Genomic DNA, 14792 nt, shown 5'->3' on the forward strand with positions numbered 1-14792 from the left:
CTTTTCCATCCGAGAAATCGATGCCGGGCTTGTCCCGGCATCGTCGTTTTTGTAGGTCCCGTAACGTCAATCATTTACGGGCATGCCAATGACCACCGAAAGCTCCGAGCGCAGCGGCCTTGCGTGGTTTCTCAAGGGCATGCGCGGCATCTTCTCCTTGCCGGCTCTGATCCTGATGACGTCCTATGTCGGTTTCAGCGCATTTGCGGTAGAAGCCGGCCTGACACGAGGTCAGGCTGTCTCGATGACGCTCGGTATCTGGGCCCTGCCGGCACAGATGATCCTGGTGGGTTCGATGTTGGGCGGCGCCAACATCGCCGCGTCCTTCCTCGCCGTGACGCTGTCGTCGATCCGGATGATGCCGATGGTGGCGTCGATCGTGCCGGAGATGCGCACGAAGAAGACACCGCTACCGGTTCTCCTGTTTCTCTCGCATTTCATCGCCATCACGTCCTGGGTCTTTGCGAGCCTCAATCTCCGCCATGTGCCGAGAGAGCGCCGGGTTGCCTTCTTTGCAGGTTTTGGCATCACGCTGACCTGCACCAATGCGCTGATCGTCGGCGTCAGCTTTGGTGTCGTGTCTCAGTTTCCGCCTGTTGTGGCGGGTGCCTTGTTCATGCTGACCCCGGTCTATTTCATATCCTCGATCTGGGCGAGTGCAGCGCAGCCGGTCGTCCGGATTGCCTTCGTGATCGGCATCGTCTCAGGACCGGCGCTGGCGCTGGTAGCGCCGCAGTTCGACGTGCTTCTGGCTGGGATCGGCGGTGGCACGGTGGCCTACCTGATCGACCGCTATCGCCGCAAGCGCGGATCTGATCGGGGTGCCGCATGATGTTCGATGGGTACTGGACCTATATCGTCATCGCTGTCGCGGGTTTTCTCGCAACCGATATCTGGCGCTGGCTCGGTGTGATCGCAGGCCACCGGCTGAAAGAGGATTCCGAGACGCTCTACTGGGTGAGGGCGGTTGCCACGGCATTGGTCATGGCGGTGACGGCAAAGCTGATCGTATTCCCGACGGGAACACTGGCGCTCTCGCCCCTCTGGCTCAGGCTTGCGGCGGCTGGTATCGGCTTTGCCGTGTTTCTCCTGACCGGCAAGCGGGTCGCGATCGGCGTGCTGACACCGATCGCCATTCTCGTCGCAGGACTACTCCTGCTTCAACCCTGATCAGAACCCAAGTTCGCCGATGATCTTCTCGGCATTGGCAGCGAGGACTTCCTTGTCCTCCATCTTGCCCGTATGCGGCTTCAACGGCTGATTCTCGTAGCGCGGAATGACGTGGAAATGCAGGTGAAAGACGGTTTGGCCGGCCGGCGCTTCGTTGAACTGCGTGATGGTAATTCCATCAGCATCAAACGCATCCTTGACGGCCCGCGCCAGCTTCTGCACCACCGGAATGACCTTCGAAAGCACGGCCGCATCCGCATCGAGCAAATTGCGTGAGGGCGCTTTCGGAACCACCAAAACGTGACCCGGCGTCTGCGGCATCACATCCATGAAGGCGAGCGTGTCGTCGTCCTCGTAGACGCGGTGGCAGGGAATTTCGCCTTTGAGGATCTTGGCGAAGATGTTGTTCGGATCGTAGTCGTGACCGGTCATCGGTGGCGTCTCCCTGATGGTGCTGCTCAGTCTTGTTCTTGCCGTTCACCCTTGCGGAAAGGGCTATGCTCGGAGAGGTACTCGTTCATGTATTCCACATCCTCCCGCTCTCGCTTCAGGTAGTCAGCAATCGCGCTGCGAAGGCCGGGATGGGCGATGTAATGCATCGAATGGGTGGTGACGGGCAGGTAACCGCGCGCAAGCTTGTGCTCGCCCTGTGCACCCGCCTCGACCCGCTTCAGCCCATGCGCAAGCGCATAGTCGATCGCCTGATGGTAGCACACCTCGAAATGCAGGAAGGGATGGTCTTCGATACAGCCCCAGTGGCGCCCGTAAAGCGCGTCGCCGCCAATGAAGTTGATCGCACCCGCGACGTACCGCCCCTCGCGCTTGGCCATGACCAGAAGAATGTCGTCCGCCATGCGTTCGCCGATCAGCGAATAGAAGGCACGGGTAAGGTACGGCCGGCCCCATTTGCGCCCGCCCGTATCCATGTAGAACGTGTAGAACTGGTCCCAGATGTCCTCGGTCAGGTCCTTGCCTGTCAGCCAGTCGATCGTGATACCGTTCTCGAGCGCGGCTCGCCGTTCCTTCTTCAACGCCTTGCGCTTGCGAGACGCGAGCGTTTCCAGAAACGCATCGTGATCGGCATAACCGTCGTTGATGAAGTGGAACTGCTTGTCCGTTCGGTGCAGATATTCAGCGTCTTCGAAAGCGATGACTTCATCATCCGGCACGAAGGTGACATGCGCGGACGATATGCCGAGCTGCCGTGTCACCTCCTGGAGACCTTCCGCGAGCGTGGTTTGCACCATGTCGCGATCATAGCCCGACGCAACGAGAAGGCGCGGACCGGTTGCGGGCGTAAATGGGACCGCACACTGCAGTTTAGGGTAGTAACGGCCGCCGGCGCGCTCGAAGGCGTCGGCCCAGCCATGGTCGAACACGTATTCGCCCTGGCTATGGCTCTTGAGATAGCCCGGCACGGCGCCGATCAGTTGACCCTTGTCATCTTCCAGCAGGAGATGCTGGCCGTGCCAGCCTGTTTTTGCCGTTGCCGAACCGGATTCCTCCAGTGCGGACAGGAAGGCATGTGACAGGAACGGATTGTAGGGAACGGAAGACGTCCCTAACGGATCGGCCTCCTTGGAGGCGCCGGAAAGCCGCGACCAGCTTTGTGGGCTGATCGCGGCAATGGATTTTTCGATGCGGATTGTCAGGTTGCCGGTCATTGGATCCAATTATGCGGCAGGGTTCTCCCGTGGGTCGAACCCTTCGAAGGTCATCTGCTTTGCATATTTATAGGTATGTTCGACGGCCTTTGCATCCCTTACCGTCCAGGTAATGATCGGAATTCCGGCATCAGCCTGCGCAGTGACGAACGAGTTGGGCAGATGCGCCCAGTGATAGGAGATGAAATCGAGGCCGAGCTGCATCGCTTCGTCGTGATTGAAGAACTCCTCCGGCTTTGAGCCTTCGGCGGTGAGGCCCAGCGGGTAGGGCGCCTCGGCCTGCTTCAGTGCACGCAGGATGTGGTAGTCGAAGCTCATCAGGGCAACCTTGCCCTCATACCCTTCCAATACGTCGAGAACGTCGTCAACGAAGCCGTCGTCCTCATCCGCTTGGCGACCCTTGATCTCGATGACAAGAGGAACGCGACCGGCGACGAGCGTGAGCATCTGCTTGAGCGTCGGTATCTTGTCCGCGGTGCCACCAATCGAAAGCAATCCGAGTTCTGCCGCGGTCCGTTCGCGAACGTCGCCCTTGATGCCGCAAAGGCGCTCCAGCTTGTTGTCGTGGAACACGACCGGGACGCTGTCTGCGGACAGCTGTATGTCGCACTCGATCGCGAAACCCGCATCAATGGCCCGGGAAAACGCTGACAGCGTATTTTCCCAAACCGTCTTGTTCATGTCGTGATAGCCGCGATGCGCGACCGGAACGTCCTTGATCCAGTCTGCAGATGTCATGCGGAGATCTCGATGATAGCCTCGATCTCGACCGCGGCGTTAAGTGGAAGTGCTGCCATGCCGACGGCAGCGCGGGCGTGCTTGCCGGCTTCCCCGAGCACGTTCGCAATGAGGTTCGAAGCGCCATTGGTGACGATATGCTGTTCCGTGAAGCCCGGTGCAGACGCAACGAAGCTCGACAGCTTGACGACGCGCTTGATCCTGGTGAGATCTCCGCCAAGAGCAGCCTTCGCCTGCGACAGAATGTTGATGGCGCAGAGTTCCGCGGCACGCTGCGCTGCCGGGACGTCGACATCGGCACCGACCAGGCCGCTGACGGCTATCTTGCCGTTTTCGGTGGGCAGCTGACCGGAGATATAGAGCATGTTGCCGCTGATCACGTAGGACACGTAATTGGCGGCGGGCGCTGCTGCCTCAGGCAGAACGATGTCCAGTTCCTGCAGGCGCGTCTCGATCGGGTTCGACATTTCGGTCTCCGGTTTTATTGTAAATTGCCCAAAAATCCTGCATCAAGGTCATAACCTCGGCTGATGGCGTTCTTACAACATCATGCATTGAGTCCAATAGGAGAATGTGAATGCTGCGCACGAGCCTTGGGATGTTCCTTGCCGGCGTGATGAGCGTGCCAGCGGCCTCCGCTGCCCCGATGAGCGCCGATACGGCGGCCCGCCTGCTCATTCCGCATCGCGCCGTCTACGACCTGAAGCTCAAGGATGCGTCCGAGCGGTCCGGAATCGAAGGGATGGTCGGACGAATGGTCTACGAGTTTACCGGCTCGGCCTGCACGGGGTTCACGACCAACTTCCGTCTCGTCACAAAGATAGATACCGGCGAGCAAACCCGCGTCAACGACCAACAGACCAACACGTTCGAGGATGTATCGGCGCAGCAGTTTCACTTCGAGACCAAGTCGTTTACCGACGAACAGTTGGACAAGGAGGTCGCCGGTGACGCGACGACCGGCGAAACCGGCGTCAAAGTGGACCTGACCGGTCCCGAGGGGCGCGAGGTCGACCTTCCAGCCAGCGCGTTCCCAACTAATCACATGCTTGAAGTGATCAAGAATGCGAAGGATGGCAACCGGTTTTTCGAGGCACGCGTGTTCGACGGTTCCGAGGATGGCGACAAGTCGCTTCTGACCACGACAGTCATCGGAAAGCAGCAGGACCCGCAGAAGGAAGATCTTGATGCAGCCAAAGCCGGCGAGTTCTCCAAGGCAGCGTATTGGCCTGTGACCATTGCCTATTTCAACGAGGCGGCCGCGGGCGATCCGACGCCCGTCTACAACATGTCGTTCAAGCTTTATGAGAACGGCATCACGCGCGACCTGACCATGGACTACGGCGACTTCGTGCTTAGCGGAAGCCTGAGCAAGCTTGAGCTTTTGCAAAAGAGCGACTGCCAGGCAGATCAACGACCCGTTACCAGGTGACGACGGGATGAATTTGCTGCCGTCCTTCTCTATATAAGCGGTAGTTGAGTATGCACGTCCACCGAGGCGTGGAGAGGAGCGGTGTCTATGAGTTCGATTGGTACCATTCTTTCTGTCGCGATCCTGACAGGAGCCGCCGCGCTGACACTCGCGCCGACGACGGTCTCGGCGCAGGAGTGCCGTACCGACCCCTATCCGGGGATCAACTGGTCGAGTTGCGCCAAGCGCAATCTGATGCTGAGCGGATCCGATTTCTCCAAGGGTAGTCTTGCGGAGGCGGACTTGAGCTTTACCGATCTGCGCGATTCGAATTTTGCCGGTACCAATCTCACCAAGGCGAAGCTCATCCGCACCTGGATGGCAGGCAGCAACGCCGAGGGGGCGAATTTTTCAAAGGTCGAAGCATATCGGTCCGACTTCCAGAAAGTACGCGCCAACGACGCGAATTTCACGAGCGCGGAGTTGGAGAGGTCCAATTTCTCGAAAGCGGAGTTGAACAACGCACGCTTCGAGAAAGCCGAACTCGGCAGGTCGAACTTCGACGGGGCCGTCCTGACCGGCGCAAGTTTCGCCTTCGCAAACCTGGCACGCGCCGACCTGACGAAGGCCGAATTCAAAGGTCCCCTCAATTTCCAGAGCGCCTTCTTCTTTCTGACGCGCATCGAAGGAGTGGACCTGTCGTCTTCGATCGGGCTCGATCAGCACCAGCTGAACGTGGCCTGCGGCGACCGGCGCACGAAACTGCCGGCCGGCCTGACACTGCCGGAAAGCTGGCCCTGCGGCGACCGCGAAATGGACTAGGGCTTCGGCCAGTCCCGCTCTTCCCAAAGACGCGCAGCGTCGAAAAACGCTTGCCTTTGTGGCCGATGCCTAGTATGGGCACCGGCATTCCACACGCAAGGCATGGGATGGTCCGGGAGAAATCCGGTCCGTTCCGCCCGGTGGCAGCCTCGACGAGGTTGCTGTTCGTCTTGCGGAGGTTCAACCGGAAAAGGATAACTAGGCATGGCATTGCCCGATTTCTCTATGCGCCAGCTTCTCGAAGCAGGCACCCACTTCGGCCACCAGACACACCGCTGGAACCCGAAGATGAAGCCGTACATCTTCGGCGATCGTAACAACATCCACATCATCGATCTGGCTCAGACCGTTCCGATGCTGTCGCGCGCCCTTCAGGTCGTGTCCGACACCGTCGCTCGTGGCGGCCGCGTTCTGTTCGTTGGCACCAAGCGTCAGGCTTCCGAGCTGATCGCTGATTCCGCCAAGCGTTCGGCCCAGTACTACGTCAACTCCCGTTGGCTCGGCGGCATGATGACCAACTGGAAGACCATTTCGAACTCGATCGCCCGTCTGCGCAAGCTCGACGAGATCCTGAACTCGGAAGCTTCCGGCTACTCCAAGAAGGAGCGTCTGAACCTCGAGCGCGAACGCGAAAAGCTGGACAAGGCTCTTGGCGGTATCCGTGACATGGGCGGCGTTCCGGACCTGATGTTCATCATCGACACCAACAAGGAAAAGATCGCGATCGACGAAGCGAAGCGCCTGGGCATCCCGGTCGTCGCCATCATCGACTCGAACTGCGATCCGGACCTGATCGACTTCCCGATCCCCGGCAACGACGACGCTTCGCGCGCCATCGCTCTCTACTGCGACCTGATGGCACGCGCTGCCATCGACGGCATTGCCCGTCAGCAGGGCGCTTCGGGCCGTGACCTCGGCGCGATGATGGAGGCTCCTGAAGAGCCTGCTCTCGAAGCTGAAGGCGCAGCCGAAACGGAAGCTCAGGCTTAATTGTCTGAGTCTGGAGCGTTCTGAGACGCTCCGTCTTTTCGAATTCGACCAAGGCCAGAGATATCAATCCCTGGCCTTGGTCGTTTAAGACGATACGTCGCCGTCTACCGTCAGGTGGACGTGGAGACGGTCGCAACCGTGATGGCTTCATCACGATGTCATATTTCCGGGTACATTCGTCCCAATCTTTGGTATCGCCGACGGTTTTCCGGCGACACGCAACTTGAACCGACAAGAGGCACGAAAATGGCTGAAATCACCGCTGCACTGGTGAAGGAACTGCGCGAAAAGTCCGGCGCGGGCATGATGGATTGCAAGCGCGCGCTTGCCGAAAACAACGGCGACATCGAAGCTGCGATCGACTGGCTGCGCGCCAAGGGTATCGCCAAGGCTGACAAGAAGTCCGGCCGCACCGCAGCCGAAGGCCTGATCGGCGTCGCCTCCAACGGCACGTCCGCTGTCGTTGTCGAAGTGAACTCCGAAACCGACTTCGTAGCGCGCAACGATGCGTTCCAGACCATGGTTCGCGGCATTGCCGATGTTGCCCTGACCACCGACGGTACCGTCGACGGCGTCAGCGCAGCAATCTATCCGGCTACCGGCAAGACCGTCTCCGACACGATCAAGGATACGATTGCCACGATCGGCGAGAACATGAACCTGCGCCGCTCCGCGCTTCTGTCCGTCGAGGACGGCGTTGTTGCGACTTACATCCACAACGCAGCGGCTGACCGGCTCGGAAAGCTCGGCGTACTCGTTGCCCTGAAGTCGACCGGCAACAAGGAAGCGCTGAACGCCATCGGCCGCCAGGTTGCCATGCACATCGCAGCCACCAACCCGCTCGCCATCCGTTCGGAAGAAGTCGATGCGGCTGTCGCCGAGCGCGAGCGCAACGTCTTCATCGAACAGGCCCGCGAATCCGGCAAGCCGGAAGCCATCATCGAAAAGATGGTCGACGGCCGCATGCGCAAGTTCTTCGAAGAAGTTGCTCTTCTGTCGCAGGCTTTCGTCATCAACCCTGACCTCACCGTCGGTGACGCCGTCAAGGCTGCCGAAAAGGAAGTCGGCGCGCCGATCGAAGTCACCGGCATGGCACGTCTTCTCCTCGGTGAAGGCGTCGAAAAGGAAGAAAGCGATTTCGCAGCAGAAGTTGCAGCAGTCGCCAAGGGCTGATTGCTGCCTTCACGCGCATCGCAAGGCGCTGTAGTCGTTGAAAACCTGAAGGGCACCGGTGACAAGCCGGTGCCCTTCGTGTATCCGCATCCCGTTTGATCACTCCGTCCGTTTCGCTTTCAAGGAGCCACCATGTCGCAACCGATCTACAAGCGTGTTCTGCTCAAGGCCTCCGGTGAAGCACTGATGGGAAGTCAGGGCTTCGGCATTGACGTCGAGGTTGCAGACCGGATCGCATCGGATATTGCGGATGCCTGCGCCATGGGCGTCGAAGTCGGTGTCGTCGTCGGCGGCGGCAACATTTTTCGTGGCGTGGCCGTAGCCTCCAAGGGTGGCGACCGGGTGACCGGCGACCACATGGGCATGCTCGGCACCGTCATCAACGCACTGGCGCTCGCAACCTCGCTGCGCAAGCTCGACATCGAGACGGTCGTCCTGTCGGCTGTCGCCATGCCGGAGATCTGCGAAAGCTTCTCGCAGCGTCGCACGCTGCATCATATGGCGCAGGGCCGTGTGGTGATCTTTGCCGGCGGTACCGGCAACCCGTTCTTCACCACCGATTCTGCTGCGGCGCTGCGTGCTGCCGAGATCGGCGCAGAAGCGATATTCAAGGGCACGCAGGTCGACGGCATCTATTCCGCAGACCCGAAGAAGGACCCGACCGCGACCCGTTTCGAAACGCTCACCCACAGTGAAGTGCTCGACAAGGGTCTTGCCGTCATGGACGTCGCAGCCGTTGCGCTGGCGCGTGAAAATTCCATTCCGATCGTCGTCTTCTCGATCCACGAGAAGGGCGGTTTCGCACAAATCTTGACCGGCGGCGGTCGCAAGACCATCGTATCCGACAACTGACACGCGGTTCGTTGCCAAGAACCGACCGCCAAGAACAATAGGGAGTTCCTGCTGATGAGTGGAGTAGATCTCAACGACATCAAGCGCCGTATGGACGGCGCGATCACGGCCTTCAAGAGCGACATCTCATCGCTGCGCACGGGCCGTGCTTCCGCAAACATCCTCGACCCTGTCACGGTCGAAGCCTATGGTTCGCGCGTGCCGCTCAACCAGGTTGCAAACGTGACGGTTCCCGAGCCTCGCATGCTGGGCGTCTCGATCTGGGACAAGTCGATGGTGGGTGCCGTCGATCGTGCAATCCGCGAATCGAATCTCGGCCTCAACCCGATCGTCGATGGCCAGAACCTGCGTATTCCTCTGCCGGAGCTCAACGAAGAGCGCCGCAAGTCGCTGGTGAAGCTTGCCCACGAATACGGCGAAAAAGCCAAGGTTGCGGCTCGCCATGTCCGTCGTGACGGCATGGACGGGCTCAAGAAGGCTGAGAAGGACGGTTCCATCGGCCAGGACGAAAGTCGCGCCCAGTCGGAAAAAGTGCAGAAGATGACAGATGACACGATTTCCGATGTCGACCGCTTGCTTGCCGACAAGGAAAAGGAAATCATGCAGGTATAACCTGCTCCGCGACGCCGCAACGTTGCGGCTGCGAAAGGAACGGCATCGATTATGGCGACCCCCGAACTTGCGATCATCCCTCGGCATGTCGCCATCATCATGGATGGCAACGGACGGTGGGCCAACAAGCGTGGGCTTCCCCGTACCGTTGGCCACAGCAAAGGGATGGAAGCCGTTCGCGAAACGGTGAAGGCGGCAGGCGAGGCGGGTGTGGAGTATCTCACCCTGTTCGCCTTTTCGTCGGAGAACTGGAGCCGTCCGGAAGCCGAGGTGAACGACCTGATGGGGCTTCTACGCCGCTTCATCCGCCGCGACCTCGCCGAACTGCATCATTCCAATGTTCGCATCCGCATCATTGGCGACCGCGTCAAGCTGCGCGGCGATCTTCTGCCTCTGCTTCTGGAGGCCGAGGAGACGACGCGCAACAACACGGCGCTGACACTTGTGATCGCGTTCAATTATGGCTCGCGTGACGAGATCGTCCGTGCGACGGTGAGCCTGGCAAAGGACGTGCGCGCAGGCCTTCTCGATCCAGAGGCGATCGATGCGGCGATGATTTGCGGGCGTCTGGACACCGCCGATATTCCAGACCCGGACCTGATCATCCGCACCAGCGGCGAAGAAAGGCTTTCGAACTTCCTGCTTTGGCAGGCAGCCTATTCCGAGTTCCTGTTCATTCCCGAATACTGGCCGGATTTCGACAAGCAGCTCTTCTTCCAGGCCCTCAAGGTCTACGCCTCTCGCGACCGCCGGTTCGGCGCCGTCTCGGCCACTCCCACCGCGGTCGTCGGCTGATGTCGGGAGAATTGAAGAAGCGTCTTCTGTCGGCAATCGTGCTTGCCATCGTGGTCCTGGCTGCGACCTGGGCAGGTGGACTCCCGTTCCGGGCCGTCGCAGCCGTGATCGGCGTACTCGTCTATTACGAATGGTCCACGATCACTCGATTGAAGGACGTGGATTTCCAGGGCAACGCCTTCGGTTGGCTGATCGTCGTCCTTGTCGCTTTGAATGTTCTCGGCGGTGACGACCAGATGTCGATGCCGCTCCTTGGCGGCGGCGTGATAACAGCCATGCTGTTTGTCGTTCTGCGCAAGCGTAGCTGGTGGCTGCCATCAGGCATCCTCTACGCAGGCTTGAGTACGATCGCCATTGCCGCGATCCGGGGTGAGAACCAGATCGGCCTGATGGCGATGCTGTTTCTGTTCGCCGTCGTCTGGTCCACTGACATTCTCGCCTATTTCATCGGCCGCAAACTGAAGGGACCGAAACTCGCGCCACGAATCTCGCCCGGCAAGACATGGTCCGGCGCGATCGGCGGTACCGTTTCCGCCGTTATCGCGGGATCTGCGCTGAGTGGTGTTGTGTTCTCGGACTTCTCGCTGTGGACGGCGTTCATGGCGCTCATCCTGTCTGTCGCGAGCCAGATCGGCGATCTCTTCGAATCCTTCATCAAGCGCCGATTCGGCGTGAAGGATTCCAGTCATCTCATCCCCGGCCACGGTGGTGTGATGGATCGCGTCGACGGTCTCGTTTTTGCCTGTTTCGCGGCGTTTCTTCTCACACTTGCGCACGCCGCCTGGACAAGCCATGTTGACGCAAGCGTCGCGGCCTATCTTTTCGGCCTCTGATAAATGTCGGTCCTTGCGACCGCTGGAAACCGGAAACTGAAATGGCCATCCTGACCTTCGTTACGGGTTACATCATCCCCTTCATCCTCGTCCTGTCGCTGCTCGTCTTCGTGCACGAAATGGGCCACTATCTTGTCGGCCGCTGGTGCGGCATCCGCTCGACTGCGTTTTCCGTCGGCTTCGGACCGGAACTGATCGGGTTTACGGACAAACGCGGCACACGCTGGAAGATCTCTGCGATTCCGCTTGGTGGGTATGTGAAATTCTTTGGCGACGACGATGTCGCGAGCATGCCCGATGCCAAAAGCGTCTCGCATATGACCGAGGCGGACAAGGCTCACACGCTGGCCGGGGCCAAGCTGTGGAAACGCGCGGCGACCGTGGCTGCCGGACCGATTGCCAATTTCATTCTGGCGATCGCGATCTTCGCCGTCCTGTTCAGCGTTTACGGAAAGGTCATCGCCGATCCCGTCGTCGCCGAAGTGAGGCCTGACAGCGCCGCTGCAGAAGCCGGTGTGCAGACGGGGGACCGTCTGGTCGCGCTCGATGGCAGTCGCATCAAGACGTTCGACGACGTCCGCCGCTATGTCAGCGTGCGTCCGGAAACCCCGATCACCGTCACCGTTGAACGCAACGGGCAGGACATCGACCTGCCTATGGTGCCAAAGCGCAGTGAGATCACCGACCAGTTCGGCAACAAGGTCGAGCTCGGCCTGATCGGCATCGTCACCAACGAACAGCTGGGCAATTTCAGGACCGAAACCTTCTCGCCCCTCGAGGCAGTGGCGGAAGGGGTCAAGGAAACCGGAAATATCGTCACCGGCACATTCCGCTACATCGGCAACCTCGTGACGGGTCGCATGAAGGCTGATCAGCTGGGCGGTCCTGTCAGGGTCGCGCAGGCATCTGGCCAGATGGCGAGCCTCGGCTTTGCCGCCGTTGTTCAGCTGGCAGCCGTACTGTCAGTTTCCATTGGATTGTTGAACCTGATGCCGGTTCCTGTTCTGGACGGAGGGCATCTGGTATTTTATGCAATCGAGGCCATCAGAGGCAAGCCGCTGGGGTCTGGTGCTCAGGAGATCGCATTCCGGATCGGACTGGCCATGGTGCTCAGCCTGATGGTGTTTGCGACATTCAACGACATCAGTAATCTCATCGGTTAACCCCGTGAGATCGTTGAAATAACCCTTTATTTACCATGTTTGCATGTGGTGCGTGGCGATATGGCCACGCATCGAAAGGAAGTAAATAGAAATTAACGCGATATCTTGCTTGTAGGGCAAAAGCAGGTAAAACGACACACGTGGCCGGAGTCGGGTTCACCCGCCAAGGGACAACGGGAAAAGGTAAGAAGTGAAAATGAAGGCTGGTTCAAAGTTCTTGAACGCAGTGTCGGCGGTTGCGCTGTCTGCTAGTGTTGTTGCGTCGGGCGCCGGTGTGCTGGTGCTTGCCTCTGCTCCCGCTGCCGAGGCAGCTACCATTCGTAGCGTACAGGTCCGCGGCGCTCAGCGCGCCGGCGAAGAAGCTGTCCGTTCGAACCTTACAATCCGTCCCGGCGTTGCATTCGCCGCGAGCGACATCGACGAGTCTGTGAAGCGTCTCTATGCGACCGGATTTTTCTCCGATGTCCGCATCAGCGTTTCCGGTAGCGCGCTTGTCGTTACCGTCAGCGAAAATAAGCTGATCAACCAGGTCGTCTTCAACGGCAACCGCAAGATCAAGGACGACAAGCTCGCTGGCGCCGTTCAGACGCAGCCACTTGGCCCTTACAACCAGTCCATGATCAACGCCGACATCGAGCGCATCCGCGAATCGTATCGCGCGATTGGTCGTAGCGACGTTGAAGTCACGACGCAGACCGCCGATGTCGGCCAAGGCCGCGTCAACCTTGCCTTCGTCATCAACGAAGGTGACCGCACCAAGATTGCCAACATCACCTTTGTTGGAAACCAGGCCTATGGCGACGGTCGTCTGAAGTCGACGATCATCACCAAAGAATCCGGTCCTCTGTCTTTCCTGACCCGCAAGGATGTCTACAGCGAAGACAAGCTGCGCGCCGACGAAGACACGCTCCGCCAGTTCTACTACAATCACGGCTATCCGGATTTCCGGGTCGTGTCGTCGCAGGCGGTTCTTGATGAGTCGACTAACCAGTACAACATCACCTTCACGGTTGAGGAAGGTGCTCGCTACCAGTACGGCAACATTGCCGTTGAATCGACGGTAGAGGGCATCTCCGGTCAGGACCTGGAGGGTCTCGTCGAGACCAATTCCGGCAGCACCTACGATGCCCGTGAAATCCAGAAGACGATGGATGCGATTTCGAAGCGCGTCTCGTCTGCCGGCTATCCGTTTGCGCGTGTCACGCCACGCGGCGATCGCAACTTTGAAAACCACACGATCGGCGTCTCCTACATGGTCGACCAGGGCGAGCGCGCCTATGTCGAGCGTATCGAGGTTCGCGGCAATACCCGCACCCGCGACTATGTTATTCGCCGCGAGTTCGACTTTTCCGAAGGCGATGCGTTCAATCAGGGGATGATTGCACGCGCAAAGAAGCGTCTTGAGGCGCTTGGCTACTTCACCACCGTCAACGTGACGACGCAGCAGGGCAGCTCTGCCGACCGTGTCGTCGTGATCGTGGACGTCGAAGATCAGCCAACCGGTTCGTTCGGTATCGGTGCAGGTTACGCTGCTGGCGGTGACGGCTTCCTTCTCGAAGCATCCATCGAAGAAAAGAACTTCCTCGGTCGTGGCCAGTACATCCGCGTTGCGGCAGGTGCCGGTACGGACGACGCTCGTAGCTACAACATCTCGTTCACCGAGCCTTATTTCCTCGGTTACCGTCTTGCTGCCGGCTTCGACATCTTCAAGAGCACGACCTCTTCGAACGATTACTACGACTATAGCGAACAGGGCATCACCCTGCGTGTGACGGCGCCGATCACCGAAGAGCTGGCGACGACGTTCCGCTACACCTACAAGACGATCGACTACGAAGAAGACGGCGCCTTTGGTGACGACGGCATACCTTACAATGCTGACGACGAAGTCTCCAAGACTTACGCCCACCTGATTGACAAGGGTGAATACACCCAGTCCTCGGTCTCGCAGTCGCTGGTCTACAACTCGCTGGACAGCCAGACGCTTCCACGTGAAGGTCTGTTTGCATCCTTCACGCATGAATATGCCGGCCTCGGTGGCGACTCCGACTTCTACAAGGTCACAGCCCGCGCCCGTTACTTCCACCTTCTTTCGACCGAAGCCGATCTGGTTGGTTCGATTGCCGTCGGTGGTGGTCATGTGTTCAAGACCGGTGATGATCTGAACGTCTTCGATCAGTTCACGATCGGCGGTCGTCAGATCCGTGGCTTCAAGAATGACGGTATCGGTCCGCGCACGGACGCCCATGGCGATGCTCTTGGTGGCACGAGCTACTTCAATGCGTCGGCTGAAATGACGATGCCGATGCCGCTTGTCCCGGAAGATGTCGGTTTCCGTGCCGCTGTCTTTGCTGACGCCGGTTCGCTGTTCGGCAATGACGCCAAGACTTTCGGTGACAAGGTCAACGGCACCGACATGTCGATCCGTGCCTCGGTTGGCGTCGGTGTCATGTGGGCTTCGCCGTTCGGCAACCTGCGCGTCGATTACGCCGAGCCGGTCGTCAAGGAAGACTTCGACGAGAAGCAGCAGTTCCGCTTCAGCATGGCGAACCAGTTCTGATCGTCTCCG

16 protein-coding genes are annotated in these 14792 nt (G+C 59.3%); 12 read left to right on the plus strand and 4 right to left on the minus strand.

The annotated features are described in order from the left end of the window. The first annotated feature begins 88 nt into the window (after nucleotides 1–88). Nucleotides 89–832 carry an AzlC family ABC transporter permease gene (locus ACQY1P_RS12475; RefSeq protein ID WP_430256479.1) on the plus strand — a complete coding sequence of 248 codons (744 nt, stop codon included), beginning with the start codon at nucleotides 89–91 and terminating at the stop codon, nucleotides 830–832. Next, nucleotides 829–1170 (plus strand): AzlD domain-containing protein, encoded by a 342-nt coding sequence (locus ACQY1P_RS12480; RefSeq protein WP_062457341.1) that lies wholly within the window; start codon nucleotides 829–831, stop codon nucleotides 1168–1170. The genes ACQY1P_RS12475 and ACQY1P_RS12480 overlap by 4 nt, the downstream gene beginning before the upstream one ends. Here the strand turns inward: ACQY1P_RS12480 and ACQY1P_RS12485 are convergent, their stop codons facing one another. From ACQY1P_RS12485 to ACQY1P_RS12500, 4 genes are read right to left on the minus strand one after another with little or no spacing between them, the layout of a single operon-like run. Further along, nucleotides 1171–1602 carry an HIT family protein gene (locus ACQY1P_RS12485; protein ID WP_062580407.1) on the minus strand — a complete coding sequence of 144 codons (432 nt, stop codon included), beginning with the start codon at nucleotides 1600–1602 and terminating at the stop codon, nucleotides 1171–1173. Nucleotides 1603–1628: 26 nt separating this feature from the next. Further along, nucleotides 1629–2834 (minus strand): GNAT family N-acetyltransferase, encoded by a 1206-nt coding sequence (locus ACQY1P_RS12490; RefSeq protein WP_092662173.1) that lies wholly within the window; start codon nucleotides 2832–2834, stop codon nucleotides 1629–1631. Between the two features lie 9 nt (nucleotides 2835–2843). Further along, nucleotides 2844–3572, minus strand: a complete 729-nt coding sequence (locus ACQY1P_RS12495; RefSeq protein ID WP_430256480.1) for a glycerophosphodiester phosphodiesterase — start codon at nucleotides 3570–3572, stop codon at nucleotides 2844–2846. Beyond that, nucleotides 3569–4039, minus strand: a complete 471-nt coding sequence (locus ACQY1P_RS12500) for a RidA family protein (protein WP_062457326.1) — start codon at nucleotides 4037–4039, stop codon at nucleotides 3569–3571. Before ACQY1P_RS12500 ends, ACQY1P_RS12495 begins: the two co-directional genes overlap by 4 nt. A gap of 110 nt (nucleotides 4040–4149) precedes the next feature. On the opposite strand from ACQY1P_RS12500, the gene ACQY1P_RS12505 reads away from it, so the two are divergent. The 10 genes from ACQY1P_RS12505 to bamA all read left to right on the plus strand — a co-directional run bounded on the left by ACQY1P_RS12505 (nucleotide 4150) and on the right by bamA (nucleotide 14783). Further along, entirely contained in the window at nucleotides 4150–5004 is an 855-nt protein-coding gene (locus ACQY1P_RS12505) for a cell envelope integrity EipB family protein (RefSeq protein WP_430256481.1), read from the plus strand. Between the two features lie 87 nt (nucleotides 5005–5091). After that, a complete protein-coding gene (locus ACQY1P_RS12510) occupies nucleotides 5092–5805 on the plus strand; it encodes a pentapeptide repeat-containing protein (protein WP_082476302.1) in 714 nt (237 codons plus the stop codon). A 204-nt stretch (nucleotides 5806–6009) separates the two neighbouring features. Further along, a complete protein-coding gene (rpsB, locus tag ACQY1P_RS12515) occupies nucleotides 6010–6795 on the plus strand; it encodes a 30S ribosomal protein S2 (protein ID WP_062457320.1) in 786 nt (261 codons plus the stop codon). Between the two features lie 246 nt (nucleotides 6796–7041). Next, nucleotides 7042–7968, plus strand: a complete 927-nt coding sequence (gene tsf / locus ACQY1P_RS12520; protein WP_062580415.1) for a translation elongation factor Ts — start codon at nucleotides 7042–7044, stop codon at nucleotides 7966–7968. A 132-nt stretch (nucleotides 7969–8100) separates the two neighbouring features. After that, the gene (gene pyrH / locus ACQY1P_RS12525; RefSeq protein ID WP_062580417.1) at nucleotides 8101–8820 is read left to right on the plus strand and encodes a UMP kinase; all 720 of its coding nucleotides are present in this window, start codon (nucleotides 8101–8103) and stop codon (nucleotides 8818–8820) included. 54 nt (nucleotides 8821–8874) lie between these two features. Further along, nucleotides 8875–9432, plus strand: a complete 558-nt coding sequence (frr, locus tag ACQY1P_RS12530) for a ribosome recycling factor (RefSeq protein WP_430256482.1) — start codon at nucleotides 8875–8877, stop codon at nucleotides 9430–9432. Between the two features lie 51 nt (nucleotides 9433–9483). Continuing rightward, nucleotides 9484–10227 (plus strand): isoprenyl transferase, encoded by a 744-nt coding sequence (locus tag ACQY1P_RS12535; RefSeq protein ID WP_062457306.1) that lies wholly within the window; start codon nucleotides 9484–9486, stop codon nucleotides 10225–10227. Continuing rightward, nucleotides 10227–11060, plus strand: a complete 834-nt coding sequence (locus ACQY1P_RS12540; RefSeq protein ID WP_062457303.1) for a phosphatidate cytidylyltransferase — start codon at nucleotides 10227–10229, stop codon at nucleotides 11058–11060. The genes ACQY1P_RS12535 and ACQY1P_RS12540 overlap by 1 nt, the downstream gene beginning before the upstream one ends. 41 nt (nucleotides 11061–11101) lie before the next feature. Then, a complete protein-coding gene (rseP, locus tag ACQY1P_RS12545; RefSeq protein ID WP_062457300.1) occupies nucleotides 11102–12223 on the plus strand; it encodes an RIP metalloprotease RseP in 1122 nt (373 codons plus the stop codon). 196 nt (nucleotides 12224–12419) lie between these two features. After that, nucleotides 12420–14783: an outer membrane protein assembly factor BamA gene (gene bamA, locus ACQY1P_RS12550; protein WP_062457297.1), complete on the plus strand. Its 2364-nt coding sequence runs from the start codon at nucleotides 12420–12422 to the stop codon at nucleotides 14781–14783. The last annotated feature ends 9 nt before the right edge of the window (nucleotides 14784–14792 follow it).

It is taken from the genome of Neorhizobium sp. DAR64872/K0K18 (assembly GCF_050500175.1).
Lineage (GTDB): Bacteria > Pseudomonadota > Alphaproteobacteria > Rhizobiales > Rhizobiaceae > Neorhizobium > Neorhizobium soli.